This window comes from Natronomonas sp. EA1, assembly GCF_051195035.1.
GTDB lineage: Archaea > Halobacteriota > Halobacteria > Halobacteriales > Haloarculaceae > JBNTJV01.
Genome location: NZ_JBNTJV010000006.1, coordinates 99,637 through 124,913 on the forward strand (window position 1 = coordinate 99,637; position 25,277 = coordinate 124,913).

At 60.2% G+C, this 25,277-nt stretch carries 28 protein-coding genes and 1 pseudogene; 24 read left to right on the forward strand and 5 right to left on the reverse strand.

From position 1 onward, the window contains the following. The first annotated feature begins 30 nt into the window (after window positions 1-30). Complete coding sequence (locus tag ACQUQR_RS16245) at window positions 31-2,046, forward strand: hypothetical protein (RefSeq protein WP_134671650.1); 2,016 nt, start codon at window positions 31-33, stop codon at window positions 2,044-2,046. 43 nt (window positions 2,047-2,089) lie between these two features. Here ACQUQR_RS16245 and ACQUQR_RS16250 read toward each other — a convergent pair whose 3' ends face one another. Beyond that, a complete protein-coding gene (locus ACQUQR_RS16250; protein ID WP_004594522.1) occupies window positions 2,090-4,069 on the reverse strand; it encodes a hypothetical protein in 1,980 nt (659 codons plus the stop codon). Window positions 4,070-4,594: 525 nt separating this feature from the next. Here ACQUQR_RS16250 and ACQUQR_RS16255 point away from each other — a divergent pair. The 7 genes from ACQUQR_RS16255 (at window position 4,595) to ACQUQR_RS16285 (ending at window position 9,413) form a co-directional block, all read left to right on the forward strand. Further along, window positions 4,595-4,885 (forward strand): hypothetical protein, encoded by a 291-nt coding sequence (locus tag ACQUQR_RS16255; RefSeq protein ID WP_004594521.1) that lies wholly within the window; start codon window positions 4,595-4,597, stop codon window positions 4,883-4,885. Next, window positions 4,885-5,211, forward strand: a complete 327-nt coding sequence (locus ACQUQR_RS16260) for a DUF7558 family protein (RefSeq protein ID WP_011222441.1) — start codon at window positions 4,885-4,887, stop codon at window positions 5,209-5,211. Before ACQUQR_RS16255 ends, ACQUQR_RS16260 begins: the two co-directional genes overlap by 1 nt. 156 nt (window positions 5,212-5,367) lie before the next feature. Continuing rightward, complete coding sequence (locus ACQUQR_RS16265) at window positions 5,368-5,718, forward strand: hypothetical protein (protein WP_004594520.1); 351 nt, start codon at window positions 5,368-5,370, stop codon at window positions 5,716-5,718. A 6-nt stretch (window positions 5,719-5,724) separates the two neighbouring features. Further along, window positions 5,725-6,054, forward strand: coding sequence for a hypothetical protein (locus ACQUQR_RS16270; RefSeq protein WP_004594519.1), 330 nt, complete (start codon window positions 5,725-5,727; stop codon window positions 6,052-6,054). A gap of 84 nt (window positions 6,055-6,138) precedes the next feature. Next, window positions 6,139-6,396, forward strand: coding sequence for a HalOD1 output domain-containing protein (locus ACQUQR_RS16275; protein WP_004594518.1), 258 nt, complete (start codon window positions 6,139-6,141; stop codon window positions 6,394-6,396). A 587-nt stretch (window positions 6,397-6,983) separates the two neighbouring features. Next, window positions 6,984-7,844 (forward strand): hypothetical protein, encoded by an 861-nt coding sequence (locus tag ACQUQR_RS16280; protein WP_004594516.1) that lies wholly within the window; start codon window positions 6,984-6,986, stop codon window positions 7,842-7,844. 231 nt (window positions 7,845-8,075) lie between these two features. Continuing rightward, window positions 8,076-9,413, forward strand: coding sequence for an AlbA family DNA-binding domain-containing protein (locus ACQUQR_RS16285; protein ID WP_011222445.1), 1,338 nt, complete (start codon window positions 8,076-8,078; stop codon window positions 9,411-9,413). A 5-nt stretch (window positions 9,414-9,418) separates the two neighbouring features. Here the strand turns inward: ACQUQR_RS16285 and ACQUQR_RS16290 are convergent, their stop codons facing one another. Next, window positions 9,419-10,168 (reverse strand): hypothetical protein, encoded by a 750-nt coding sequence (locus ACQUQR_RS16290; protein ID WP_011222446.1) that lies wholly within the window; start codon window positions 10,166-10,168, stop codon window positions 9,419-9,421. A gap of 221 nt (window positions 10,169-10,389) precedes the next feature. Between ACQUQR_RS16290 and ACQUQR_RS16295 the strand changes: the two genes are divergently transcribed. From ACQUQR_RS16295 to ACQUQR_RS16305, 3 genes and pseudogenes are all read left to right on the forward strand, one after another. Then, window positions 10,390-11,310, forward strand: a complete 921-nt coding sequence (locus tag ACQUQR_RS16295) for a transcription initiation factor IIB (protein WP_049938512.1) — start codon at window positions 10,390-10,392, stop codon at window positions 11,308-11,310. A gap of 263 nt (window positions 11,311-11,573) precedes the next feature. Then, complete coding sequence (locus ACQUQR_RS16300; RefSeq protein ID WP_011222448.1) at window positions 11,574-12,443, forward strand: hypothetical protein; 870 nt, start codon at window positions 11,574-11,576, stop codon at window positions 12,441-12,443. A 93-nt stretch (window positions 12,444-12,536) separates the two neighbouring features. Then, a pseudogene (locus ACQUQR_RS16305) lies at window positions 12,537-12,697 on the forward strand (transcription initiation factor IIB family protein); the annotation flags it as partial. On the opposite strand, the gene ACQUQR_RS16310 reads toward ACQUQR_RS16305, so the two are convergent. Next, on the reverse strand, window positions 12,694-13,182 hold the full coding sequence (locus ACQUQR_RS16310; RefSeq protein ID WP_011222449.1) for a hypothetical protein: 489 nt from the start codon (window positions 13,180-13,182) through the stop codon (window positions 12,694-12,696). The pseudogene ACQUQR_RS16305 and the gene ACQUQR_RS16310 sit on opposite strands and share 4 nt — an antisense overlap. 17 nt (window positions 13,183-13,199) lie before the next feature. After that, window positions 13,200-13,751, reverse strand: coding sequence for a DUF7342 family protein (locus tag ACQUQR_RS16315; RefSeq protein ID WP_049938513.1), 552 nt, complete (start codon window positions 13,749-13,751; stop codon window positions 13,200-13,202). 335 nt (window positions 13,752-14,086) lie between these two features. Here ACQUQR_RS16315 and ACQUQR_RS16320 point away from each other — a divergent pair, with 335 nt between their 5' ends. The 12 genes from ACQUQR_RS16320 to ACQUQR_RS16375 all read left to right on the forward strand — a co-directional run bounded on the left by ACQUQR_RS16320 (window position 14,087) and on the right by ACQUQR_RS16375 (window position 22,682). Next, window positions 14,087-14,275, forward strand: coding sequence for a hypothetical protein (locus ACQUQR_RS16320; RefSeq protein ID WP_004594506.1), 189 nt, complete (start codon window positions 14,087-14,089; stop codon window positions 14,273-14,275). Window positions 14,276-14,361: 86 nt separating this feature from the next. Further along, window positions 14,362-14,742 (forward strand): hypothetical protein, encoded by a 381-nt coding sequence (locus ACQUQR_RS16325; protein WP_004594505.1) that lies wholly within the window; start codon window positions 14,362-14,364, stop codon window positions 14,740-14,742. Between the two features lie 67 nt (window positions 14,743-14,809). Next, the gene (locus ACQUQR_RS16330; protein WP_134671651.1) at window positions 14,810-15,472 is read left to right on the forward strand and encodes a DUF6735 family protein; all 663 of its coding nucleotides are present in this window, start codon (window positions 14,810-14,812) and stop codon (window positions 15,470-15,472) included. A gap of 37 nt (window positions 15,473-15,509) precedes the next feature. Next, window positions 15,510-15,794, forward strand: a complete 285-nt coding sequence (locus ACQUQR_RS16335; RefSeq protein WP_004594503.1) for a hypothetical protein — start codon at window positions 15,510-15,512, stop codon at window positions 15,792-15,794. 61 nt (window positions 15,795-15,855) lie between these two features. Further along, on the forward strand, window positions 15,856-16,605 hold the full coding sequence (locus ACQUQR_RS16340; protein WP_004594502.1) for a helix-turn-helix domain-containing protein: 750 nt from the start codon (window positions 15,856-15,858) through the stop codon (window positions 16,603-16,605). Window positions 16,606-16,664: 59 nt separating this feature from the next. Continuing rightward, complete coding sequence (locus ACQUQR_RS16345) at window positions 16,665-19,028, forward strand: heavy metal translocating P-type ATPase (RefSeq protein ID WP_011222451.1); 2,364 nt, start codon at window positions 16,665-16,667, stop codon at window positions 19,026-19,028. A 120-nt stretch (window positions 19,029-19,148) separates the two neighbouring features. Beyond that, entirely contained in the window at window positions 19,149-19,571 is a 423-nt protein-coding gene (locus ACQUQR_RS16350) for a hypothetical protein (protein WP_011222452.1), read from the forward strand. A 108-nt stretch (window positions 19,572-19,679) separates the two neighbouring features. Next, window positions 19,680-20,180 carry a hypothetical protein gene (locus tag ACQUQR_RS16355; protein ID WP_011222453.1) on the forward strand — a complete coding sequence of 167 codons (501 nt, stop codon included), beginning with the start codon at window positions 19,680-19,682 and terminating at the stop codon, window positions 20,178-20,180. 6 nt (window positions 20,181-20,186) lie between these two features. After that, window positions 20,187-20,552, forward strand: a complete 366-nt coding sequence (locus ACQUQR_RS16360) for a DUF7568 family protein (protein WP_011222454.1) — start codon at window positions 20,187-20,189, stop codon at window positions 20,550-20,552. 72 nt (window positions 20,553-20,624) lie between these two features. Then, window positions 20,625-21,020 carry a DUF7567 family protein gene (locus tag ACQUQR_RS16365; RefSeq protein ID WP_011222455.1) on the forward strand — a complete coding sequence of 132 codons (396 nt, stop codon included), beginning with the start codon at window positions 20,625-20,627 and terminating at the stop codon, window positions 21,018-21,020. 82 nt (window positions 21,021-21,102) lie between these two features. Continuing rightward, a complete protein-coding gene (locus ACQUQR_RS16370) occupies window positions 21,103-21,687 on the forward strand; it encodes a hypothetical protein (RefSeq protein WP_011222456.1) in 585 nt (194 codons plus the stop codon). 44 nt (window positions 21,688-21,731) lie between these two features. After that, window positions 21,732-22,682 (forward strand): hypothetical protein, encoded by a 951-nt coding sequence (locus ACQUQR_RS16375; RefSeq protein ID WP_011222457.1) that lies wholly within the window; start codon window positions 21,732-21,734, stop codon window positions 22,680-22,682. Between the two features lie 36 nt (window positions 22,683-22,718). On the opposite strand, the gene ACQUQR_RS16380 is transcribed toward ACQUQR_RS16375, so the two are convergent. After that, on the reverse strand, window positions 22,719-24,083 hold the full coding sequence (locus ACQUQR_RS16380; protein WP_011222458.1) for a restriction endonuclease: 1,365 nt from the start codon (window positions 24,081-24,083) through the stop codon (window positions 22,719-22,721). A 580-nt stretch (window positions 24,084-24,663) separates the two neighbouring features. Between ACQUQR_RS16380 and ACQUQR_RS16385 the strand changes: the two genes are divergently transcribed. Then, the gene (locus tag ACQUQR_RS16385) at window positions 24,664-25,218 is read left to right on the forward strand and encodes a DUF6166 domain-containing protein (RefSeq protein WP_103992923.1); all 555 of its coding nucleotides are present in this window, start codon (window positions 24,664-24,666) and stop codon (window positions 25,216-25,218) included. Window positions 25,219-25,277: the final 59 nt, after the last annotated feature.

Genomic DNA, 25,277 nt, shown 5'->3' on the forward strand with positions numbered 1-25,277 from the left:
TCCCGCTCAGGAGGTGCAGGAGCACACGAAATGACGCTCTCCGAGGCAGCCATCCGCGAGCACTACCGTCGTGCCAAACCCATCTACGAGGCGCTGGCGACTGTCAAGAACTATCCAACCATCGGGTTGAACGACTTCGTCGGATGGTACATCAAACGCGACCACGACGACGTCGAGGCGATTAAGGCCGGGTATCCGCAGCGCGGACGGGTTGCCCGCCTCGATCGTGACTACGACGAGATTCACGACCGCCTCAACCGGACCCTCTATGCCGTCACCACCTACAAGACACCGACCGCCTTCCAACAGTGGGAACCCTGTCGCTACGACGAGTCTGAGGGGACGACCGTTTGGCAGGATGAGCCCCCAACCCCCGGGTATGCCGACCTCCGGGCAGTTCCCACCTGGGGCGATATTGACCTCGCCGACGACATCAAGCCGCAGCGAGGCGACCTGGATGGCGAGACGCGTGCCCTCGTCGAGCGTACCCTCGACGCCTACATCGACGAGTATGCAACGCTCTACGGCACGCGGAAGGCGGTGTATGCGCTGGACTCCGTCGGGGGCGCGTACGTCTTTGGGGCCCCGGAGGCCACACTACCAATTGCGGACCACTTCAATGACGATCCGGATGCGCTCGAACGGGTGTTCAACGAGTTCCTCGACCGCTCGAACGCATGGCTCCAGAAGGCAGAGGCCCGCGTGAACGAGCGCGTCGACGGCGCCGGCGACGTCATTCAGCCCGATTGGGTGAACAACAAGAACCGCCAGTACAAGCCGCCACTCTCGATCCACGCCGACCACGATGCCGTCGTCACGCCCATCGCGACCGACAACGTCCGCTACGAACTCCGTCCGTTCGAGGGTGTCGACGACGCACTCCTCGAGCAGGCGGTCAGTTGGGCCGATGACCTCACGCGAGTCGAGCACACGGACTGCGTCGACTCGCTTGTCGCGACGCTCTGGCCGGACCTGTACGAGGACCACGGGGGGTGGCAGGCCACGCTGGAGGAATGGGTGGAAGCGGAGCGTGAGCGGGAACGGGAGCGCCAGCGACAGCGTGAGGCAGCGCTCCAGCGACGCGAAGAGCGAATGGCAGAACTCGACGGTACCCTCGAAGGCCGTCCCGTTACGCCGTTCAAAGAGGACGTCTACGAGGCTGTCGAGGATATCGACATCACCGAGATTGCCCGTCACTACGCGAGCGATGCCTACGATACGGATCCGAACCAGCCGCGGCCGCAGTTCGACCCGTGCTGGCGCCACAGTGAGAGCGGGCAATCCTGTTTCGTCGACGAGCAGGCCAATACCTTCGGCGATTCGAAGGTTAACGCCGGGGGCGGGCCGGCGAAGCTGATGGCGCTCGCGACGGGGATTATCTCCGCCGCCGATGCGGACCTCGACGGGGAGGACTACTGGGCTGCCGTCGACGAACTGCGGAGCGCCGGCTACGACATTCCGGTGTGGGTTCCAGAGGCCGGATCGGACCGCGTCGACGGCGGGACCTACGACCAGATGCCGTTCTGGGCCGTTCGGAAAGCGGCTGTCGCGCTCGAGATTTGTCCGGAGAATGCGTTCGTCGATCGTGAGGGCGAGGAAGGAACCTACGAGGGATTCCCCGGGTACGAAACCTACAACGAGACGCTAGAAGCCATCGAAGACACGGACCTGAACCACGGGCGCGAGCGGGTCACGCCCGAGGAGAACGCAGCTGACGATGAATCGAAGTCACCCCCCGAATCTCCTACGAGTGACGATCGACCTGGTGACTTGGACCGGGCTCACCTTCGCGAAAAGAACCGTCTGTTGACAGCGAAAATCAAGCGTCTCGAATCTGAACTGGAGGAGAAATCGGAGCAAATCGAGGGGCTGGAAACAAAGGTCAACCATCTCCAATCGGAGCTCGCTACCGTCCGCTCTGAACGTGATCGGCTAGAGGCTGCTCTCGAAGAACGTGAGTTCGAGCAAGAGCCAAATCAGGGAAACCAGGACGAGAATCGATCCCCACTTGACAGGGCGAGAAGGTTCATTTCATCCAATCGGTAGACATCTCACTCACTCAGCATCAAATCTTAAACTACCTCAACAGTCACGTCTCCGGCGAATCCTCTCTATCAAACGCCCCCTCAGACACTGGGAAGATATCGATAACGTGCTTATCAAAGGTTCCCCACATAGTCTCGTGCCCGAAACGAATCCGATGACTAAACTCCGATTCAGCCTCCTCCCTATCAACCTCCGAACGCTGGAGCTCACCGACCGTCTCCCCATACCCTTCTCGCAGCTTATCAAGTAACTCATCAGGTGTATACTTCGTCGACTCAGGGTGTGTCCAGCGTACTTCCCCAGGAAAACGTTCCATATCATCCGCATCCTGAGATTCGCTCAAACCCATTATAGCACGGAGCTCGCCTAAATCCTCAGCGTGTGCCGGCTCATCCTCATCAACATCTACATCCGAGAAATCACCCTCCCAGACAGCAACACCCACTAATGACCGCCGAACCTTTTCACCTCGCTCCTGAAGCTCAGAAAGAATCTCCTCTGCTGTATCAGAGTCCAAATCGGAATCCTTGTAGTCATCGTACACCTCCCGATGCTTCTCCGTGATAAACTCCGGAAGAGGAATCCGAGTATCCGTCGCCAACCCCACACGTTTCACAAACTCGAGGATATCACGATCCTCGGGCTCAGGTAAATCGATACCTTCGAAAGGCTCCTCAAGCCGCTGCTGATACGTCTTATCCGAATCTGGGAATTCAAATTCTACCCTCCGGATATCATCCTTATCCTGGATTTTGAGCATCTCAAAGTATTGCTCAACACTCAGATCATCAGGATCAACATTAAAATTGAACTGGCCTTCTCCGAATTCGTGGATATCATCGGCAGTCTTCTCCCAATTAATCTCAACGTGGATTGGATGCTCAGGTGTAGGCTCCGAACCAAACTCTACCTCAAACTCCAGCGTGTCGCCGGCAAGAGACCAATTACCGATCCACTCTACTGTTGACTTTTCTGGAACCTGCAAATCCTCAATTACATCCGGCATTACATTTCTCGGCAATAGAATCCGAGAATCAGGATTAGCGATATGTATCAAATCATTCTCATCCTGGCCACCACCACCGGTGGACTTCCAGAAGCTGAGATTAATCTCTTCACCCTCATCTAAAGTCGCCACATCATATGCCTGGGTATAGAGAGTATACACATCTTCGACGACATTCAGAGTCTTCTCTTCCAGAATCGATCGAGGAATAGTCAGCAGATACGGCTCACCATCCTGTGAATCAGCAGAGTACTTACACAGGAACTGAATGACTTCATCATCGAGAACAATTCGATCATCGAGTAACTCGTCATTCCCGAGCTCAAACCCAGTACTGTCACCAACCGTAACCCGATTGCCGTGTTTAACGGCGTTGTACGCCTCTCGGAAATTCAAATAGAAGACAGCAATATTCTTGAGTTTATTTCTCAGATTCTCAATCGAATCCTCGACTAACAACTCCATCTCCATCGACTCAGGGATATCCTCACCCTCACCTTCGTGAATCTCTATATCAGCCAACCCAACATCAACTGGAACATCTTCCAGTTCTTCCTCTGAGAAACTAATCGCTCCCTCTCGCACCGCCTGATACCCAAAGATCAAACTCAGAACCTCATTCGAGTCAGCCTCAACATCTCGTTTATCAAGATACCCATCAAGTTCCTCCTCCAGAATAGCCTCAAAGAGTGGCCGTATATCTCCGCTTGAAGTCCGGATAATCTCATTAATATAGGATTCCTTATTCAAAATGAGATATCTGAAATAGGATCCAAACTCCTCGATATACTGCATCGTTGCTCGGAAAAGATCCACGACCGAGTACACCTTTACAGTATCCCGCTGGTCCTCAGGTACCGCATCCAACCCTGCGTTGATTGTCCCTGCGATTTTACATATGTGAGCGTACGCTATCTCCGGGTCTTGACGATCCTGAATAACCTCTTCGGGATCCTGAGTCTCTGAGTCAGAATAAAACTCGGTATACTCGAAGAAGCTTTTCTCATTTTCAGACATACTATACAGTATATAAAAGAGGGTGAAAAGCGTTTGTCACCAGAATTTCTTTCACTTTCTTCAGAGTTCGACAGGGCCATTTCGGTTAAATCGTCCGAACAGTTAACCTGACACCAGCGACGACCTCCCCTAGACACCAGGTATGCTGAGAGTCGTGCTGAGTCAACAAATCGTAGGACGGCAGCACTAGACACCAGACTCACCGACGAGGGAGTTCCCGGACAGCCCCCGAAATCTGGTGTCAGGTATTGCTGTCTTGCGATTTGGAGGCGAATTGTGCCACTAGACAGCAGGAAAATCAACCGATATGTGGTGGGGGTGGCGGCCCAAAGTTATGTTCGCGGCCACCAGGGCCGAGATGCCAGGCCGCTGGCCAAGCGAGAGTAGGCTGCCACCCGGACGATGGCGTGGGGCGTGGAGGGTGAAGGAGCAGATCGACATCGTGACTGAGAATGGTGACTGTGGCGACTGTTTATTGTGCCCCCGAGTGGGTGCGGGGCGGTTCCTGTGCTGCCCCTGATTTGTATGTCTGGTCCGGATAGATACGACGATACGGCAGACGATCACGAACGGTTCGAAGCGGAATTGCTCGCTCAGGATCGGGATGCGCGGTCACCATCGACGGCGGATCTTGACGACGAGACGGCCCGCCAGCTGGTTCGAGAGCTACTCGATGCCGGGACAGTCACACCGGTCGTCGACCAGCGGCTCCTCGTTCACGAGCCCAGCAACACAGCGTTCGAATCGATGCAGCAGCTCGCCGTCTTCCACACAGGCTGGACGGCCGCCCGGGACGCCGGCGAGGGTGATGGGTGATGCAGCAGACGCTGGCCGGCTGTGCCTTCTGCGAGGCTCCATCCGGGATAGAGACTGGGATCGCCTACACGTGGGGGAAGGAAGAGCGGGTCAACCACCCGATTTGCGTCGACTGTGCGATCCAAGAGACGCCGGATCCCGATGATCGTGATCACTACGCCTGTGACAGCTGTGGCCTCGTCGTCAACGCGCTCGCAGCGCTCACACGGTTTCGAATCGAACTCGGCCATCTCGAAGGCCCGATACAGGTCTGTGCGCGGTGTAGTCCAGGCGGGCCAGCAACGTACTGGACACGCGACCTCGAGGCACACATCGTCTCTGACTGACCCGCCGAGCGGTCGTCGACGCGAGTGGTACGGCGACCACTGCGGGAGGGTCACAGTTGTCCGTAGCTGTCCCACCCCGCGAACTCAGCAGCGCTGGTTGTGTCGCTGTCTCGTTGCTCCGCTATCTTCAACAGACGGGCGCTCCTCGGGATGACTATGGACTGCCCCGCGTGCGGGTCCCCCGTCACCCTCGAGGTCGGACCAGACCGGCCCCTGTCGACGTCGCTGTCCGACGCCGTCCTCGCAGCGGAAGAGGACGAGCAGATCGAGGTGACCCGCGATTGTTGGGACTGTGGCTGGCACGAAACGCGGGCGCTTCGCGTCGCATCGATCGACAGGACCGCCGGCGACGAGACTGCCGTCGAGCGAGCCGCACTCATCGACGAGATTGCCGATGAGCTCGCAGCGATCGGCTGTGTGGGTACGCTTGAGGAGACGCTGGCTGCAATCCGTGAGCAACGAGAAACCGACTCGGCGACGACCGATACGGACGACGCGGCGGAGTGACTCGCAATGCCTGATACAGAGGCCAACTATAATGTTCGTGAGCAAACCGGGAATCCCGAGCACGCATCGGTCGACGATGTGGTTGACCTCGTGATCTACCGGGCGCAGAACCCGCGAACCGAGCACGAGGATGCACATTTCGATACGGCGGTCGCGGCTCTCGTCGACAGATACGGAACGGAGTCGGTCCGGACAGTCATCAACCGCATCCTCGTCGACGACGAGCCGTTCCGGACCGCCACGAACGGCCTTGAGATGCGCAACGTCGACGGCGTTCGGATCGGAACCGCAGCCAGCTGGTTTCTCGAGGAGCTAAACGCACAGGACGACCACTGAGGGACCGGTTGAAAGGCCGCAGCGACAGGCCGTCGAGCCCCCATTTTTAACTCCTGTTCGTCCTATCTACCCGTCGAGGCCATAATGGCACCCTCCACCCCGAGAGACTCAGATCCATCCCCCGATCTACTCGTTGAAATCGTCGAGACACTGGAAGCCCACGGGCTCCCCACCGACTCGTATCAGCTCCACGACGCTGTTGACGTCGAGGCACTCGAGCAGCTTCTCGCATCCTCAGCCGGGGACGTGGAAGTCCGGTTCACCGTGGAGGGGATCCAACTCGCCGTCACCCACGACGGCGTCGATGTCCTTCTCGACGAGCCAGCCGGGGCACCGGATTAGTAGCGCGATCGAATTCGTCGACAGCGACACTCCCTGAAAGCCCTCGGCCGCTCGGCATCCCGCGACCACCGCTGCGCTCCTCGTCCCTGCGGTGCTTGCGGGGTCGGGGGACGACCGAGGCGGCCTCGCCCTTTCTGAGTCCGCCAGGACGGTGAATGACCATCCGAGCGGCGCAGCCGGGTGGACAGGTGTGTCCGTACCGGCCCGCCCCGCTCGCCGCTGCCGCCCTCCGCGTCGCTCGCGACCGACCATTCCGGGCTGCCTGCCTGCGGTAGCGGGCGGGCTGCCGGGCTAAAGTGAATGTGCCCTCGGCGCCAGCGGGAAAGCGCGGGGGGTTGCGCGGCGTGGCTGCTCACCCCCCACGCTTTCTCCGCTGGCCGCTCGCTCCGGGCGGGTCGGCGCGCGGTGCTGGTTGGGGTCGCCGCACTCGGGCGCGCTCTCGCTCGCGCCCGGTAGGGCGCTCGCGAAGGCGCGAGCGAGAGCGCGCAGTCGGTGCTATCGGTCGTCGACGTCGTCGGAAAACCGCGATGTTAGGGGCATCGCGGTGGCGGCGCACGAGCGCCTTCAGTGGTATCTGGAGGATACCAATGTCAAGTAACAACTCGAGTCGCAAGGTCGTTACGGTGGATGAACAGGCATTCGAACGAACCGAAGACGCCGGCGTCGACGAGGACGGCTTCAAGGTCGTCGACGACAAACCGGAGTTCCGAGCGACGGTTCAGCAGGAAAAGCAGGCGAAGGTGGATTCCAACCACCCAGACGGCATCGTCCAGGACTTCTCGCACCTGCCCCTCGCGCAGGAAGAGAAGATTCGCGCCCGGGAGGCCGAACTGGACCACATCAGCGCCCAGGCGGAACTCGGCACCCAAGACGGGCGGGCGAAGCGAACTCGCAAGGTCGTCACCGAACGGCGACAGCGTAAGCGGGCGGAACGCACCCCGGACCGGACGGATCCGCGAGAGCGTCTCTCCCGGATGGAGCTGGCGAAGGTGAACCAGGAAGCAGACCGGATGGCACAGCGGCTTCGCACCGGTCACAGTCGGGCGGCCGTCTCGCGGGCGCTCGCAAAGCGGGTCGCCAAGGGGCAAGACATCACCAAAGCAGTGTTCGACACGATGGATGCACTCAAGGCGGCCCCCGGCGCCATCTGCCCGATCGAGGACGTCCCGGACGTGCAGACGGATGAGGTGAGCATCGAAGGAGAAGTCGTTCAGCTCTGGGATGCTTCCAGCCGGAAGATCGCTCAAGTGGGCTTGGTCGCGGACGACACCGGGAAAATCAAGTTCACCTCGTGGCGAAAATCGGAGCCTGCCTTCGTCCAAGAAGGGGACACCGTCCGAATGCGGGCGGTTAAGAAGAACTGGTACGAGGGACGATGTTCACTCGCCGTGACCTACGACAGTATGATCGTCTTCCCAGAACGCGACCGCCGCTGGTGGGAGGAGTAGGGGCAACGCCCTTTCTTTTTTCGTGAGTGCCGGACCGGCCCAGGCCCCACCGCCCCACCCACCGCTCCGTGCTCGCTCCCGCTGGTCGCTGCGCGCGCAGCCACAACCTCAAGAACCGAGCTGAGATGTATGTCAGAATTCGGGAATTCGCTAACCGCGTGTATCCGTCCGAAATAAAAAGCAACTACCGCCTAGAGAGGTTTTTAGGCTGACTAGAAACATAGAGGGAATATGGTTAAATCGGGAGACGTGGATCAGCGGTGGCAGGATCTATTGCGTAATCCACGAGAAGAGGTCCATCGTGAAATCAAAAGCTGGCTTGATCTGTCTGATAATGTGGACAAGGCAAACGTAGCAAAAGCGATGCTCGCATTAGCGAATTCTGGTGGGGGTCAGATTTTGATTGGATATGAGGAGGTCGGTGAATCATGGGAACCGGATCCATCTCGACCACATCCGATTGACCACTACGATCAAGATACGATTAATGGGATCGTTGAGAAGTTTGCTGAGCCCCAGTTTCACTGTGAAGTATACCATATTGAACATCCAGAATCTGGTGAAGTCTTTCCAATTATCGATGTACCGGGAGACCATCGGGTGCCGATTCGATCAGACAGTGCTGGCCCTGAAGACCAACACGTTACCTACAACACATATTATATTAGGCGGCCAGGGCCAGAAAGTGCAGCACCGAAGACAGGACGTGAGTGGGACGAATTGATTCGGCGGTGTGTCACTGCCTCACGTGATGATCTGTTAGATCGAATGCGAACCGTACTGACGGGGTTCGAAAAAGGAGCAAGTGAAGAAGAGATTGATCCGCTGGATCAGCTTGCTTCGTGGACTGAGGCTATGCGGGAAGACTGGGAAGCCAACGTGATGGACGAGTACGGAAATATGGATAATTCACCCTATCGTCACGGGTACTGGTCATTTGCTTACAGTCTGGATTCTGAGTTTGATCAGCCATCTCTCTCTGAGTTCTTAGATCTACTACGGGAGGTGAAAGGTCATGAAACGGGGTGGCCGGCGTGGCTGATCAGCGAGGATCAGGTACATCCCCGCGATGAGACAATCGAAGGGTGGTATACCGGCGGAACATTCGATGACCCAGCGCACGCAGACTACTGGCGTGCATCCCCAGACGGGATGCTGTTCTTGCTTCGTGGCTATCAGGAAGACAGCAAAGATGAACTTGAGCCAGGTACAGTTTTGGATTATATTCTCCCAATCTGGCGAGTCGGTGAATGCTTGCTACATGCGAAGCGGTTGGGGCGAGAACTCGGTGAGGAAAACACGTCGGTCACCGTGCAAGCCCGATGGACGGGACTAGAGGGACGAACACTGGGCTCAATTGAAAATCGCCGTGGACTTTTCCCTCCGATTGAAAGAGAATCACATCAAGCGACAGTTACGGCCAGTCAACGCTTCACTGTTCAAGATTTTGAAGACGCTCTACCGGAAGTGGTTGAGACCTTGACCCAACCGCTATACCAGATCTTTGATTTCTACGAGCCGCCATCCGATCTAATCCAGAATGAGCTGGACCGGATGCAAAGCCAGTAACAACGCTACTCTAGATGTTCATCCAATTCCCACGCACCTTCATCATCGTAATAGAAACCGGGATGATATCCGAACTGAGAGTTTGATAATGGTCGGAAAAGCGGTGTGAGTTGGTCACGGATACCGTCTTCATCGGACAGACTGAGAGGTGTGAGGCGCGAGGTGCGGTTAGGTTCAGGAAATGCTTCAACCCGGTCAACCTGCCGATGTTGGTCTATTGTCGCGTTCGTGAGATTTGTCCCACTGAGGATTGCATACACCTTCTCGCTGTGTTCATCAGGAAGGACGTCACGATAGAACTGGAGGACGGTGACGAGACTTAATTCAAGATCCTGTGAACTGACTGCATAGTCACAGTCGTATGAATGACCGGTTGGATAGCAGAGCCCGCTCCCCCGGGCCTCATATATGCCAGTATCATACAGAGTTGCCACTGAACTCAGGTCTTTTCGATTCTCGTAGCGAGCGACAATATGGTTCCATGTCGGATCCGCGTGTTCAAACAGTCTATCGGGCCGAAACGATGGTCGACACGTCGCGGGAACAGGCAGTTCCTCAAGTTCTGTGATATCGACAAGACGCGATCCATCAAGAGCACTTTCAGGAACAATATGGAACAAGAGCTGTGGAATTGCATCCTCTGAATTAAGCATATCGAAGCGCTGAAGGTGGTATTCGCGATATAATGTCGACCGATCAACCGCCGGATATTCACGGTTGAGTTCATGGAGACGCCGAAGATGTGAATCACTCATATGCTCCCCCTCTCACCTTAGATAAATATGTATTCGGTCCCCTGTTGTGGCCTTGAGTGCCGCCCCAGTTCCTGCATAGCCAGTTCATTGGTATAAGAATCAGACTCGGTCGCTGTACGCCATCGGTTCCGAGATATCTGAACCGTCTTGTAGAGGTTTATTCCACCCATAATGGGTGAAGGATTCGCTGTACTGGCGAGTTCCTGAACATGGTGAGAACGATGACTACCAGAGACATCTACGAAACTGGCTTCGACGAAGACGTCCAAACAGAGTCGAGCGCTACCCAGTGTCCAGAGTGTGACGGCCGGGTCACTACGAATGCGGTCGAAACGATCTGCGAGGACTGTGGACTTGTTATCGAGGAACAACGTATCGATCACGGGCCGGAGTGGCGGGCGTACGATGCAGACGAGCGCGAGCGAACAGGCGCACCACTCACTACAGCCCGTCACGATCGAGGCATCTCGACCGAGATCGGCCACGGAACCGACGCACACGGGAACGAACTCTCTGGTCAGAAACGCCGGCAGCTGGCCCGGATGCGACGTGAGCAGACCCGTGGTCGCTGGCGGTCCAAAGCGGAACGGAATCTCGCACACGGGTTGGGCGAGGTACGCCGGCTGGCGAGTGCGCTCGAGCTCTCTGAGTCGATTCGTGACCAGGCGTGCCAGCTCTTCCGGAGCGCTCAGAGCGAGGATCTGCTTCGAGGCAGATCCATCGAAGCCATCGGTGCAGCGAGTATCTACGGTACCTGTCGATGTAACCAACACCCGCTTCTCCTCGAGGATGTCGTCGACGCCGCCCGAGTCGAGTCCGCTCGTGTCACCAACGCCTACCGAACACTGAATCGCGAATTAGAGCTCCCAGCACCACCAATGCGCCCGACGTCGTTCATTCCACGCCTGATCTCGGCGCTGGAGTTAGACCACGACATTCGTCGGCGCGCGAACGAACTCGCAGAACGCGCCGAGGGGACAACCCTCACGAACGGCTGTCAGCCATCGGGCGTCGCGGCCGCCTGTGTCTATCTGGCTGCCCAAGAGCAGGGCGCGTTGATTACCCAATCCACCGTCGCGTCGGCAGCAGAGGTGTCAGTCGTGACGCTCCGAAGCCGGCGAGACGAACTCCAAGCGATCTGAGACGCCTCCGGTAGAGGAATACCTACATACAGGCAGAGAGTCTACAAGGGGGTATGGATCTGGACGAGACTGTCGAGTATCTGTCGACAGAACTCGATATCGAGCGGAGTGAGCACGTTCGCGAGGTCGGTCGAGCGGTCGCCGAGCTCCGTGACTGAATCGGTCTCAGGCGGTCAGATTTATCCCGTCGTCGCCGAATCCGTCCCCGCATTTTCTCACCCCTGAGTTTAAATACCAAACCGGGGGAAACGCGGAGCGAATCGATGACTGACCACAACTCAGACCGAGAGGCGTTCCAACCTGTCGGGGAGGGCGCTCTGGTGCCGGACCCAGCGCTGGATCAGCCAGCAGACGGCCAGCCAAGCCGCCAGCGTGAAGCCTCGCATTCGGGTGGGTATCCGGACGGAACAACCGACACAGACCGATCCTGTGTCTCCTGTGGCGCATCGATCCCGGCGTCGCAACGAAAATGCCGGTTCTGTCTCGAACACGAACTTGACGGCGCGTCGGAGTCGGGTGCTGCGAGTTCCGAGCAGACACTGCGTGGTGTGATCCACTTCCTCGTCGAATCGGGGACGTTCTACGGCGCCGTGGCAAGGGGAGCAGCAGCAGCGACACTTCTCTCGTCAGGTCACGACCAGCCCATCGACGACTGTACGCTCATCTACGATCTCGACGACGAGCCCGCACCCCAGCTAACCGAGCGCTGGCCTACGCTCCCCGCTGCTACTGAGGTGACCGCAGCGGCTGGCGACGCGTTACTAACAGCGGCCCGTGAGCGGACAGCGTGGAACGAGAGGAGCGATCGTTCTCAGACGGAGATTCCACGCGTCTATGACGAGCGTGGCCAGGGAATTCGCGATGAGTCGTCCCTCGAGCACACGCTCGACGACAGCGATCAGCTGTGGATCGTCCCAGCAATCGCTGTGGAAACAGTACCCCGCGAAACGAAATCCTCCAGTACCAGAGCTGAAATCCCGACCGTAACAGCCCTCGAGTGCCAGCACTGTACGAAAGAAACAGAACATCGCTTCAGTACACGCGAGTCGCTCCCTGACGAGACCTGGACGGGCCAACCAATCTGGGAGTGCCAAGTGTGTGGCACAGGTCGCTACGGGCCTGCTCCCGAATAGGGCAGTAGGAATCTCACCGTTTAACCAACAGTCTCCGATGGAGATGGCTTCTGTTGGTTAACACGGTGAGTACCCGCAAGTCCGACGTCAGTCATAGCGGGCGTTCATTCGGCAGGTTCGCAGCGGCCTGTCTCTACAAAGCGGGGCGGGAACAGGGGGTGTGGGTAACGCACCGTGACATCGCCAAGTCCGGAAACGTCACGCCGACCACGGCCTGGACGCATCACCAGAGGTTCGATGAACTCGCTGTCTAGACGGGCCAGGTAGGGAGCGAGGGCGCTCCATTCTTCCAGTGGATCGCATCTAGCGCGGGCGGGAACTGCTGTAGTCGGTCATCGAGGACGGCGAGTGGGTGCGCATCGAGAAACGTCGCCTTGTGCCGATCAACCGGCGTGTCTTCGTGATTGAGTTGGATATGACAGGGCCCAAGGTCCGGATGGTCGGCATCTTGGTGGAATCCGAGCATCAGATTTCGGTCCGGTTCGACCCAGTTTATGCGGTAGTATTCGTGGTCGACGCCGGCGGGGTACCAGAAGCGAATCTCCAGTCGTGCTGTCGCCGCGTCGTACGAGTCACTCAGGAACGTCGTCGGATCGACACCCGCGATGACGTACCGGGGTCGGCGTCGAGACGGGCGATAGCGGACCTCTTCACACCCTGGCTGGTTCGTCAATCGGTCGTGAACGTCGCGGAGGAGGGTCCGCTGTGTATAGCGGTCGCGACCGGCAAGAAAGATCATTCTGTGAGAGAGGAGGGTTAGCTCGTGGCGCGGTCAGCCACGTCGGTCATCTGCTCGCGGGCAGCTTCGACGTCGGAGTAGAGTTCCAGTGCGTGCTTGATGAGGCGGCGATCCTCCTCGTTCTCACGCCAGAACGCGATGACGTCGCGGCGGTCCCGGAGCTCCGCACTTGTGAGGTCGCCGTCGGCGAGCGACTGTTCAAGCTCTTCCCACGTCTCGACGTCGTAGGTCGCCTGCCACTCCTCGATCTCCTCGGTAATCGCGGCCAATTCACTCCGCAGCTCCTCGCGGGTATTTTCCTCGATGAGCGTGCGGATCTCCTCGAAGAGCAGTCGCGTGTAGTCCGGTTGGTAGCGCGTCGTCTCGCCGGCCTCGACGCGACGCAACTGGCCCTGGTCGACGAGGTCCTGAAGTTCCTCGTTGGTCGTGCTCCAGGCGGCGTCGGCCTGCTCGCTGATCCAGTTAACTGAGCGGGGTTCGCGAAGTGACTCGGCGACCGCCCGAATGCGGTCGCGGGCGCTCATCGACTCAGTCCACGATTGGACCCCATCTCGCGAGGATTCGGTCATGGTTGGCACCTCTTGGGACAGTGTTCGCGCCCTACTCCCATATATGTTTGTACTGTCTCGCATAATCAAGAATGCCTTGCGGGCGAAGGCGTCCGGACGTTGAAATGCGATACCGACAGAAGGTATGGCCAACCGATGTACGACCGATATTCTGACGTTGAGGAACTACGGCCGACCGGCGAGGCATCCCACAGCCCGGACACAATGTTGGACGACGGGTGTGAGAGTGACCTCCTGGCGGCAACGCGTCGCGACGAGCACTGGTGGCGACCTGATGCGACGACGACAGTCACGTGGAGTGTCTATCCGCGCCGGCGAGTGGTGAGGCGCTACCGATGAATCAGCAAGTCGAACAGGGCTACTGGATGCATCGTGTACTCAGCAATCTCAGCCGCCTCGACGTCGAGCGGTTGGACGACGCGGATCGAGAGCGAGTCGAGACTGCAAGAGACCTCCTGGAAGAAGTGAGCCTACTCACGGGACCAGAGGACGGGAGCGGACCAGACGCCCCAACAGACGACTGATCGTCATCGCCGTCGACGCCAGGGGCACTTCCAGTGTCGGTTTATCGCCCCCCAAGAGGGGTGCGGGGCTTCCCGCGAGTCCAGACATGGCGACACTACAAGCTGCGACGACGTCAACCGGCGCGATCGTATCGGATCCACAGGCTGTCCGCGAACTCTGTGAGAGCTACTGCTTCGGGACGCTCGACTGGGAGGTCACCGACAAGGGCGAACTCACCATCTGGGGGTACGATGACTTCGAAGTGTACGAGGCGCGGGAGAACGGCCTCCCGGACTACGAGGGCGGCATCGTGACCCACGAATTCTTGCGAGAACTTGCCGACCACCTCGAAGCTGACGAGGAACTCGACATCCAGACAGCGGGGTTCACGAAGTGTCGCTTCCCAGTGCTGGCGAAGCGGTACGTCGTTCGCGACGGCGAAGTCCTCTACGCGGATCTCAGTTCCCCCGAACCAATCGAGGAGTAGCGTTGTTCGTCCCCCGAGAGGGGTGCGGGGCGATCCAGTAGCGGTCGCCCCGTGAGGTGATTGCTCGATGGGCCACCGCGCACTCGTTGCGTACGAACGCACAGACGGACAGTACACGCTCCACTACAGCCATTGGGGCGCAGCGAACCTCAAGCTCAAGCACCGAATTTCGGCTGAGTCGCCGTTCGGTGGCGACGACACCAACTCCAAGTGGGCGAAACAGCTGCTGGCTGAACTGGCCGATGGCCTCGAGGCAGATGCGGTCGACGGCTACCTCGCTGACGAGGATCGACCGTCGACGGTCGTCGAGCCGAAGCCCCGCGCCACCGGGCTCACCCTCGACGAGATCATCGCTGACCATCTCGACTACCTCCACCACGAGGCGTTCTACGTGGTGTCACCGACCTTCGAGGTGACCGCCTACCGGACGCTGTGGTTCGGCCTGCAGTACGATTCAGAGACAATCGACAACGGTGAGACGGTCGGGAACGGGGCGCTCGCGACCGTTCGGTGGCACGACGGCGAGCCGGTCGGCGACGGCCATCTGAAGGGGCAGTTCCGGGCGCTGAAGGACGTCGTCGGCGATATGGTCGACAAGGGGGTGTTCACGCCGTCGACGGCTCGCCAGTACCTCACACAGAAACTCGGCGAGTGGGTCGGCGAGCGCCAGGAACTGCGCATCCCTGGTGGTGAATCACCGTCGAAAACTGCGTCAGTCGACCGATTATAACGCCAATCCCTTTCTGAGTCCCCACGAACGTCTGGATATGTCAGATCGGGCTGATGACGAGGTGCGAGTATGGCTCGTCGAACGTACCTACTCCGATGATGAACAGAACCTAATCATCCTCACCTACGCGACACCCGACGGCAAACAGTATTATCGGAAAGAGCGGGCACTCACGTCCTTCACCGATATTCGAGATACGACAGCGGCAGTCGATGCGGGGCCCGGCAATCTCGGCACGGTTGATGACCCCGATCTCCAGGACCAATACGCGGCCGAAGCGCAGCGAATGCAGGAGGTCCACGACCCGAACGACGTGATCTGATGCTCACCAGTAGACGTAGTCCCGTGCCATTGGTTATGTCGGAGGAGGCCGTAGACGGGGTATGCGCGAACTCGTCTTCGCCCTCGAATACGAGCCGGGGTGCAATAGGGTGGCGGATGCCCTTGCCGACTACCCCGACGCCCGTGTCCGCTCGCTTTCGTTGCACGCGACTGCCGACCAACTTTGGCGAGTCGACCATGCCACCGGCACTCCGGACGCACTCGACGCCATCGAGGACGCGTTTCGAAACAGCGACTACTACGCCGACTGTCTCGCCACCGAGGACTGCGGCGCCACCCAGACCACCCGCGTCCTTGACCGCACGGACGACACGCTCGTCCTCTACTCCGACTGGGAGCGAACCCCCACCTGCGCCTCGGTTCCCCACATCGCCCGCGACCATCTCGGGGACGGCGTGCTGTTCGAGACCCGTCATGAGGGCCGCCACTACACGTGGCGACTCATCCACTCGGGCGACGGCGACGTGGCGGCATTCTTCGACTCCCTCGAGGTTGCCGTCGAAGAATGCGCTCAGATGGAGATGCTCCGCACCGCGGACACGACGACAGCAGCTGGAGGAAGCGACGAAACACCGAGCGGATTACCCCCGGCGCAGGAAGCCGCCCTCCAAGCCGCCGTCGAACACGGCTACTACGAGTCGCCCCGCGAGGTCGATGTCGGCGAGTTGGCCGAGCATCTCGACGTGCCTCGGTCAACACTTACCTACCGGCTCCGTCGGGCGGAAGAACATTTGGCGAAGCAACACGTCGCCGGCGAGCGGGTAGCGGAAGAACGGCTGGCATCGCACTGACACCGCGGTTGGAATATTCCAACAAAGACATATCGAACTCCCGCTCCTACCGTGAGGTGATGACAGAGAATTCCGATGTGGATACAGCGGGACCACCGAACGGCGGCGGGCAGCGGGAGTTGACTGCCCGTCTCACGGTCCCCGAGATGGACTGTCCGTCGTGTGCGCAAAAAGTCGACAAGAGCCTCCAGCGCGTCGACGGCGTCGTTGAGGCCACGCTCCAGCCGACCACCGGGACAGCTACCATCAAGTACGATCCGGACCGGACTACCAAAGCCGACGTCGTCGCGGCGATCGAAGCCGCCGGCTATGACGTGATCGGCGGAGCAGACGACGAAACCGACGAGTCTGCCGACGGCGTCGATATCGCGCCACCTTCGGAGGTCTGGACGAGTTCTCGCGCGAAGAAGACGTGGCTCGGCGCAGCGTTCGTCATCCTTGGTCTAGTCTTCGAGTTCCTTCTCACCGGCCAGAACGTCGCGATAGCGAGCATCCTCGACTACCCGCTACACATCGCAGATGTCCTGTTCCTCGGTGCCGTCGCGGCCAGTGGCATCCCGGTCGTCCGCAGCGGGTACTACTCCGCGAAGAACCGAAGCCTCGACATCGACCTCCTGATGGGGACAGCGATCATCGCCGCAACCGGCATCGGCTACTTCGTCGAGGCCGCGACGCTGGCCGTCCTGTTCAGCATCGCCGAACTGCTCGAGGACTATGCGATGGACAGGGCACGGGATTCTCTGCGCGAGCTGATGGAACTCTCGCCCGACGAGGCGACCGTCCGTCGCGATGGTGAGGAAGTGACCGTTTCCGTCGAGGAGGTCGACGTTGGCGAGACCGTCGTCGTCCGCCCTGGCGACAAGATTCCGCTCGACGGGACGGTCATCGAAGGCGAGAGTGCAGTCGACCAGTCGCCGATCACGGGCGAGAGCGTCCCCGTCGACAAGACCACCGGCGACGAGGTGTACGCCGGCGCGATCAACGAAGAGGGGTACCTCGAGGTAGAGGTCACCTCGACCGCTGGCGATTCGACGCTCTCGCGTATTATCGAAATGGTACAGGGCGCACAGGCGAAGAAGACCGAGTCTGAGCAGTTCGTCGACAGCTTCTCCGGCTACTACACACCCCTCGTCGTCGTGCTGGCAATCCTGACCGCCGCTATCCCGCCGCTGGTTATCGCTGATCCGGTGGCGGTGGACCTAGCCGGTTACGGGTTCACCTTCGCGGGCGACTGGCAGACGTGGTTCATCCGTGGGCTCACGCTGCTGGTGATCGCCTGCCCGTGTGCGTTCGTCATCTCCACACCCGTCTCGGTGGTGTCGGGCATCACGAGCGCCGCGAAGAACGGCGTCCTGATCAAGGGCGGAAATTACCTGGAAGCGATGGGCGAGGTCGACGCCGTCGCCGTCGACAAGACCGGGACGCTCACCAAGGGCGAACTCGCCGTCACCGACGTCGTTCCGGTGGGTGACACTACGGAGGACGATCTGCTCCGTCGCGCCGCTGGGCTGGAGCAGCGCAGTGAGCATCCCATTGCTACGGCGATTCTCGCCCGTGCTGAGGAGGCGGGCGTGGGCAACCTGCCCGACCCGACGGGTTTCGAGAGCCTCACTGGGAAGGGCATCCGCGGCGAGATCGGCGGCGAGACGTACTATGCGGGCAAGCCCGCGCTCTTCGAGGAACTGGGCTTCGACCTCGCTCGGGCACGCCGCGAGACGGACGGCGGCGTTATGACGGAAGAGGCGACCGAGGGCGAGAACGGGGCGTTCGCCGAGGATGCCCTCTCCGCGCTGGAGCGGGAGGGCAAGACTGTCGTTATCGTCGGGACGGAGTCGAAACTGCTGGGTGCGATCGCCATCGCCGACGAGGTTCGCCCGGCCTCGAAGCGGGCCGTCGAACGCCTGCACGAGCTGGGCGTCGAGCGCGTGGTGATGCTCACCGGCGACAACGAGGGCACCGCCCGCGCAATCGCCGAGCAGGTCGGGGTCGACGAGTATCGCGCAGAACTCCTGCCCGACGAGAAGGTCGACGCTGTCGAGGAGTTACAGGCAGAGTACGGTGATGTCGCGATGGTCGGTGACGGCATCAACGACGCGCCCGCGCTCGCCACCGCGGAGGTCGGCATCGCGATGGGCGCGGCCGGCACCGACACCGCTCTCGAGACGGCCGATATTGCGTTGATGGGCGACGACGTCGGGAAACTCCCGTACCTGTACGACCTGTCGCATACGGCCAACGGGGTGATCCGGCAGAACATCTGGGCGAGTCTCGGCGTGAAGTTCCTGCTCGCGCTGGGCGTGCCACTGGGGCTGGTCAGCGTTGCGTTGGCGGTCGTTGTCGGTGATATGGGGATGAGCCTCGGTGTCACCGGGAACGCGATGCGGTTGTCGCGAATCGAGCCCGATCGGTTCTCCGACACCTGACTCTGCGGCGGGAAGTGCGGGCAGGACGCTCCTCTTTCGCGACTTTCCTGCGCTCTATCGAGACAATTTGCAGTTTGTCTGGGGCAGTAGAGACTGAGCCCCACCGCAGGCTCTGATTTGATGCCCGAGAATCCAGACGACGATCCACTCCACGATTGCGAGTTAAGTCCCGACGCAGTCCTCGGGACGCGCACCTTCCACGATGTCCTGTTCACTGACGATACCGAGACGCCGGTAAACGTGCTCACCGGCGAGACACCCGCACATTCGCAGGCGACCGTCGAGGAAGCGAAGGCGTTCGCTACGAGTATCGATACGGACACACCACAAATCGCGCTCCCGGCCTCTGTCGAGACGCAGATCGAAACCCAGAGCCAACCCTACACGGCGGCCGCGTTCTTCCACTTCAAGGCGACCGGGTCGCTCGAACTGCACCGTGCCTACCACGCCGCCTACGACTCCGACGCGTTCAGCACCGACTTCGAGGCCGACTACGAGTCGGGCGACCTGACGATCACCGTCGAGCAGACTGCCGATTCCTGAACGCGGTCTCCCGAAGCGAGGTTTTTCGAGCGCCGGCGATGGGTGCCGGCGCACCGAGCAGACAGCGCCGAGCGGCGCCCGGTGAGTCGGCACTCCGAGGTGAACCAGATGCATATGGTCATCTACGCGCTGGTGGAAGCACCGACACAGCACGACGCCCTGGTCGAGGGGAAAGCAGTCTTCGACCGTCTCGTCGGCGCGAATCCCCACGGCTGCGCCGTGTTTGATTACTACGTCACGTTCGATGAAGACGACACGACGGTCGCCGGGAAGGCCCGCTGGGGTGACCTGCCGACGGCGGCCCCCATCAACTCAGAGGAGGGCGGTGAACTGCTCGACCGGGCTTGGAAGGCCACGAAAGAGGAGTTTCAGCGGAATCTCGACCGCGTGAAGGAGGCGCTCGACGAGCTCAGCGACGAGGCGATCATGCGCGACGAGGACCTCGCCCGCCACGCGTTCCACCAGGTCGGCGCGTACGAAGGGCCCTCAATCCCGATGTACGACCAGCACGCCCAGGGGATTCGGCATCGAGGCCAGCTCGACCGAGTCCTCGAGGAAGACGAGGACAGCCAGACGCTCTGGATCGTCCCCGCAGACGTTCATTTCTGACCAACGATGCCACGAATCACCAACTGGTCACGAGAGAGTCGCTCACCAACACTCGCGTATCGAAACACCGAGACTGGAGCGCGAGCTGTTCTACACCGGGCGCCGGATTCATACCGGTACAAGTGGCGCGGAGCGATCCTCGTCGACGGCTACCCGATCTGGTCGCGAGGCTTCGAGACGAAGGAGGCGACAACGTTCCGGGATGCGCTTCGGGAGCGGCCAGCGCCCGAACTGAACTGTCCGGAGTGTCCAAACGACGACGTCCTCGTCGGTGAGAAGACAGCTGATGGAGCGACGGTACAGCGCTGGTACGACTGTCCGGACTGTGGGTACGAAGCCCCCTCGCGCATCGTCTACGGCCCTGAACGCTGAGGACGTACACACGCAGGGTGTTTTTCGGCCGGGGCGGAGAGAGTGACCCGGTCGAACCGGGTCGGTCCAACAATGAGTCTCGAAGTACTCGACCGACACAGCGAGGCACTGTTCGAGTTCCTCTGGTGTCCCGTCTGCGGGCAGGAAGTGTTCACCCACATTCCCTTCGAGGGAGTGTTCTGCAAGAACTGTAACACGCAGGTCGTCCTCCAAGAGTCTCGAGAAGACCGTGGCTACGAGGAGGCTGTGCTCGCGTGCTTCGACACCGACTCAACGTGGAACCTTCACGTCGACGAGAAGCTCCGCCGCGACCTGCCTGACGGCTCGGCACGGGCAAAAATCCTCGGTGCACCGGGTGCCTATGAGATCGACTGGTGGAGTCCAGCACCTGGGGAGGATTGGGAGCCGGTCGAGCGTGGTGAATTCGACGACGTGGAGGAACCAGACGAGGTGTCACATCTCGCGTAGCGGATTGCAATCCCGCTACGACTGTGTGGTGTTGTTTCAGCGCCGGCGATGGGTGCCGGCGCACACGCGCCGGCGAGTACCGATGTCGACACGGAGCCAACTCCGATTCGTCCAACGAGTCGAACAGACCGGTGAGACAGATGGCAGCGCCGACCGCGTCGCGCAGGTGTACCGGCATTCGGACGGGTATCCCGGGAGCGTCCTCCGGGATCTCGCACAACTGAAAGAGCTGCTCGATGCGACCCGCGCAGAGCGTGGCCCGGGCTACACGGCGGCGACCTTCGTGTTCCTCGACAAGCTCTCGACGGTCGACCTCTACCTGGATGGCGACCCAGAGCGAACGATCGACGCGGCTCAGCCAGCGGATCTCCTCGAGCCGTCCAATATGGAGCACCTGGACCAGCCGCTGTTCCTGCTGGGCCACGGCGTCGAGAATCCGGCCGACGGCATCCACGGCGACGAGGAGTACCTCTACGTCGTCGAACTCCCGACGGAGAACCCGTTCGACGAGCCGACCGAGTGGACAGTCAAAGTGAGCGGTCACTCCGCGTTCCCCCGCTGGGACGGCCCGACCGACGAGGCCTTCGAGCAGGCGAGCTGGCAGTTCCACGGGTCGCTCGAGGACGCGCTCGCAGAACTGGTCCGGGACGAAGCAGTCGTCAAGTAAAATCCCAAATCGTATTTATACAGTTAGGGTTTAGAAAGACCCAGATGATTTCGAAGGCCGGACTCGCCGTGCTTGACGCGCTGAGTACCGGCCGTGAAGCAACACCGGCGGAACTCGCGGCCGAAACCGGATATTCACGAGACCATCTGTACGACGTACTCAACGAATTGCTCGCAGCGGGATTGCTCACAGAAACCCGTGGGTCCAGCAATCAGCGTCGTGTCCGCATCGCGGAACATCCAGTTACCGAAGCGTATCGAACGCTGCAGTCGGAGTTCAGCCACGTAGACTGGACGGAACTGCTCTCCCCAGCCACACTCCGCGTGTGTTGGTATCTCGATAGACCACGACACATCGCTGATATCGCAGACCGGCTCGGAATCACTCGACAAGGTGTCCACAGCGCGTTATCACCGCTCAAGCACCGAGCACTACTCTCCAGATCTGATTCGAAGTACGCCCTTCATGACGAAGTCTCGCCGCTGTTGGCGTTCGCCCGGGCTACTGTAGAGCACGAACATCGAGCCCGAGTCCGGGAAATCGCTCCCAGTGCCACGATCGCGTGGTGCGATCCGAAGCGAGCACTCGTTCGCCTGCAGACCGACGAGGATACGGACGCACTCCAAGCAGCTCCGGACTGGGAGATGACCGGACTGGGTCGGTTTACAGCGTATGGTCTACAGTTTTTCCTCGCCGGCGAGCCTCCGTTCTGGTATGCTCCGGACGAAGACCTAACGCCTGCTGAAGTCGTATGCCATACGCTCCTTCTGGATAGCGGATCTAGGCGGGTCAGCTATTCGATGCTGCTGATCGAGGCGGAGGATATCGATCAGGAGACACTCGTCGAGACCGCACAGTGGTACGACCTGGAACCCACTGTGAAAGCGTTGTATCGGCCACTTCAGGGCGACTTCGACAGAACAGATGATCTGCCAGTCATCCTCCCAAAAAAGAACGAATATATGGCACTCAAAGACCAGTACGGAGTCGCGTAACACCAACCACGCAGTCTGGCGGAAAATTGCGATGGGTTAGATGATGCCGCCGATCACGAGTAGTCCGACGACGAGCAGCAGCGTCGCAACCACGCTCCCTCCAGCAAGCAGCTTGTTCTCCATCGCCTTCTCGTGGAGGGGCATCTCGGCGTACTCCTTGCGGAACGCGTCGAGGTTCTCCTCGTCGTAGAAGTACTTCCTCTTCAGCGCGAACCGTTCGGTCACCGCACAGCCGGTACAGACCGGCTCCCCTTCGAGCCGTTCGGTCTTGATGTGGGTGTCGCAGGCGATCGCCCCGCAGTTCGGACAGTAGGTGTACGTCTCGTCGACGCCGCTCGTTTCGCAGTGGACGCAGCGATGAATCCCGTCCTCCAGAGTGACCCGTGAGGGGCCAGCAGCATAGTATTCGTACGGATACGAGTACTCCAGTATCTCTGTCGTCTGCCGAACCTCAGGTAGATACACCGGCTCAATCGATTGCACTGAGATGTCCGAGAGATTCGGCTCACAGGTCTTGTTGTACGTGACGTTATTGTCGCCGGTGTAGGTCACCGTCGTCGTGTGGTAATCCTGGAGGCGGTCAACAGCCCACTCCTTGTACTCCGTTTGGGTCTGGCCGAACCGTCGTTCGTCGACGTCGTCGAATACCTCGGTAAACTGCCCGGTATCGAGGGGGACCGTCGCGTGGAAGTTCTCGGTGACCAGCGTCGCGACTTCGTCGTCGGCCACCTTCGGATGGCCGCGCTCAGCGTGGACAACGAACTGTGTGCGGTCGTTGATCCGGTGGATGACACCGACTGAGGTCTCGAAGACAGAGTTCGTGTCGGCGGTGATCGCAACCACTGGTCGGAACGTCACTTGCGAGTGCGGCACCGGCAGATCCGCGGCCTCGATGTTCTCAATGTCGCGGAACGCCTCCTGGACAGGTGCGTCGACATCCGCCGCCGGATCGTACGGTCGGAGCGTCTCGTCACAGAGGATCTCGATGCGCCCGTTGTAGAGATCGAGACCGATTTCGTCGGCGATCTCCCGAAGGTCCTCGCCGTCGATCAGCTCGATGGGATAGGGATCGTCGTTCCGCTGGAGCCGGTCAGCGTACTCCTCGGCAGGGTTCGTAAATCGACCTGTGGTGGCGACCATCCCTCGCTTCGGGCCGTCGAAGTCGAACGTCGCGATGGCCGAGTGCAGCTTCTGGACGACCGGCCGGCCGACCGTCCCGGTGTGCTTGCACTCGACGATGATCGCCCGTCGCGTGCCGTCGACGATCTCCTCCATGATGACGTCGCGCCCCTCGTCGGCCGTCCGCTCGGCCTGGCGGACGTTTTCGTAGCCGAGGTTCCGGAAGACGTCCTCCATCAAGTCCTCGAACTCGAATCCCGAGAGGTCGTCCAGTACAGCCATCCGAATGTAATTGGACAGTATCTTGCTATGACTATATACGTTGCCGACGGTGGCGACGAAGTCGCGACGACGTGAGCGCTGGTGTTGTTGTTCGTCCCGCAAGGGGTGCGGGACGACACATTCGTCCCGGATTACCGATGAGTTCTGAGAGCAACAGCGAGAGCGCCCCCGACAACTGGTGGTTGCAACGCCGAACAGATGACGACCATTTCGTGTTCGCCTACGAGTTCTCGAAATCCGTCCTTTGCCACGTCCAGCAACCCTCGGACTGGCTGGTCCGGATCGATCGAGCCGATGGGACGATCCTCTTCAGTCAGCACGACCTCCGGTCGCGAGCAGCGGCGTTCGACCTCGCCAAGAGCGTCATGGAGCTCTGTACGATGCTCCATCGGGAGGTCGTCACGGAGCGAAGTCAAGCGCGAAAACCGATGTACGTCGGGCCCCGACCAACCGAGGCCGCGAGTGGGAGCAATCAGGGAGCCGGACCTGGTCCAGATACCGCCCGTCGGCCGTCGGATTCCTTCCCCCGCCAGCCCCCAGAACGACCACGAGGTATGGGTCACTGGGAGGGTGGGTTCCGATGACCGGCGGACGAGCGTACCGCGGTGAACGCTGTATGGGTGGACAGCTGGTGTACACGCCCGATGGCGACGTACTGGACAAGCACCTCCACGTCTTGCGCCGCGCTCCTGGTGGATTCGACTGGGGACCGGAGGCCGACGAGGCCTGCATCGATCAACTCGCGATCGCGCTGCTGGCCGATTCAGCGACGAAGAAGATCGCACTCGACCACTACAAGGAGTTCGCGCAGTACCTGCGTGAAGAGCTCGAGGGTGACGAGTGGCGGCTCCCGACCAGCGACATTTCGGCCGATACCTGGTCGCGAGACATCGACGTGGCTGATGAGACGCCCTCACCGGAGGACGTCGACATCACGGCAGTCGATTTCGACGAGATGACCTTCGCGGTCGAGCGAGCGCTCTGCGAGCAGCACGACATTAGCATCCACCAGAGCGTCGACGACCGCCGCGAGGAACTGGAAGACGCCCGCCAGGCAGTCCAATCAGAAACTACCGACTCGGAGGAGTCACAGACCGACACCGGCGGGTTCGAGTTCCCCGCAGCTAGCCAGTAGGGACGGTGAGGGCGTTTCCGGCTCTGTTTGTAGAACCCCCGAGAGGGGTGCGGGGGTCA

What these genes read in the sequence shown, in the direction of transcription:
- ACQUQR_RS16250 (WP_004594522.1), bottom strand. Translation starts at nt 4,069, where the DNA reads ATGTCTGAAAATGAGAAAAGCTTCTTCGAGTATACCGAGTTTTATTCT.
- ACQUQR_RS16310 (WP_011222449.1), bottom strand. Translation starts at nt 13,182, where the DNA reads ATGATCTTTCTTGCCGGTCGCGACCGCTATACACAGCGGACCCTCCTC.
- ACQUQR_RS16325 (WP_004594505.1), top strand. Translation starts at nt 14,362, where the DNA reads ATGGCGACACTACAAGCTGCGACGACGTCAACCGGCGCGATCGTATCG.
- ACQUQR_RS16280 (WP_004594516.1), top strand. Translation starts at nt 6,984, where the DNA reads ATGTCAAGTAACAACTCGAGTCGCAAGGTCGTTACGGTGGATGAACAG.
- ACQUQR_RS16255 (WP_004594521.1), top strand. Translation starts at nt 4,595, where the DNA reads ATGTCTGGTCCGGATAGATACGACGATACGGCAGACGATCACGAACGG.
- ACQUQR_RS16350 (WP_011222452.1), top strand. Translation starts at nt 19,149, where the DNA reads ATGCCCGAGAATCCAGACGACGATCCACTCCACGATTGCGAGTTAAGT.
- ACQUQR_RS16315 (WP_049938513.1), bottom strand. Translation starts at nt 13,751, where the DNA reads ATGACCGAATCCTCGCGAGATGGGGTCCAATCGTGGACTGAGTCGATG.
- ACQUQR_RS16335 (WP_004594503.1), top strand. Translation starts at nt 15,510, where the DNA reads ATGTCAGATCGGGCTGATGACGAGGTGCGAGTATGGCTCGTCGAACGT.
- ACQUQR_RS16385 (WP_103992923.1), top strand. Translation starts at nt 24,664, where the DNA reads ATGACCGGCGGACGAGCGTACCGCGGTGAACGCTGTATGGGTGGACAG.
- ACQUQR_RS16380 (WP_011222458.1), bottom strand. Translation starts at nt 24,083, where the DNA reads ATGGCTGTACTGGACGACCTCTCGGGATTCGAGTTCGAGGACTTGATG.
- ACQUQR_RS16245 (WP_134671650.1), top strand. Translation starts at nt 31, where the DNA reads ATGACGCTCTCCGAGGCAGCCATCCGCGAGCACTACCGTCGTGCCAAA.
- ACQUQR_RS16270 (WP_004594519.1), top strand. Translation starts at nt 5,725, where the DNA reads ATGCCTGATACAGAGGCCAACTATAATGTTCGTGAGCAAACCGGGAAT.
- ACQUQR_RS16320 (WP_004594506.1), top strand. Translation starts at nt 14,087, where the DNA reads ATGAATCAGCAAGTCGAACAGGGCTACTGGATGCATCGTGTACTCAGC.
- ACQUQR_RS16330 (WP_134671651.1), top strand. Translation starts at nt 14,810, where the DNA reads ATGGGCCACCGCGCACTCGTTGCGTACGAACGCACAGACGGACAGTAC.
- ACQUQR_RS16275 (WP_004594518.1), top strand. Translation starts at nt 6,139, where the DNA reads ATGGCACCCTCCACCCCGAGAGACTCAGATCCATCCCCCGATCTACTC.
- ACQUQR_RS16285 (WP_011222445.1), top strand. Translation starts at nt 8,076, where the DNA reads ATGGTTAAATCGGGAGACGTGGATCAGCGGTGGCAGGATCTATTGCGT.
- ACQUQR_RS16375 (WP_011222457.1), top strand. Translation starts at nt 21,732, where the DNA reads ATGATTTCGAAGGCCGGACTCGCCGTGCTTGACGCGCTGAGTACCGGC.
- ACQUQR_RS16300 (WP_011222448.1), top strand. Translation starts at nt 11,574, where the DNA reads ATGACTGACCACAACTCAGACCGAGAGGCGTTCCAACCTGTCGGGGAG.
- ACQUQR_RS16365 (WP_011222455.1), top strand. Translation starts at nt 20,625, where the DNA reads ATGAGTCTCGAAGTACTCGACCGACACAGCGAGGCACTGTTCGAGTTC.
- ACQUQR_RS16345 (WP_011222451.1), top strand. Translation starts at nt 16,665, where the DNA reads ATGACAGAGAATTCCGATGTGGATACAGCGGGACCACCGAACGGCGGC.
- ACQUQR_RS16360 (WP_011222454.1), top strand. Translation starts at nt 20,187, where the DNA reads ATGCCACGAATCACCAACTGGTCACGAGAGAGTCGCTCACCAACACTC.
- ACQUQR_RS16295 (WP_049938512.1), top strand. Translation starts at nt 10,390, where the DNA reads ATGACTACCAGAGACATCTACGAAACTGGCTTCGACGAAGACGTCCAA.
- ACQUQR_RS16355 (WP_011222453.1), top strand. Translation starts at nt 19,680, where the DNA reads ATGCATATGGTCATCTACGCGCTGGTGGAAGCACCGACACAGCACGAC.
- ACQUQR_RS16370 (WP_011222456.1), top strand. Translation starts at nt 21,103, where the DNA reads ATGTCGACACGGAGCCAACTCCGATTCGTCCAACGAGTCGAACAGACC.
- ACQUQR_RS16265 (WP_004594520.1), top strand. Translation starts at nt 5,368, where the DNA reads ATGGACTGCCCCGCGTGCGGGTCCCCCGTCACCCTCGAGGTCGGACCA.
- ACQUQR_RS16290 (WP_011222446.1), bottom strand. Translation starts at nt 10,168, where the DNA reads ATGAGTGATTCACATCTTCGGCGTCTCCATGAACTCAACCGTGAATAT.
- ACQUQR_RS16340 (WP_004594502.1), top strand. Translation starts at nt 15,856, where the DNA reads ATGCGCGAACTCGTCTTCGCCCTCGAATACGAGCCGGGGTGCAATAGG.
- ACQUQR_RS16260 (WP_011222441.1), top strand. Translation starts at nt 4,885, where the DNA reads ATGCAGCAGACGCTGGCCGGCTGTGCCTTCTGCGAGGCTCCATCCGGG.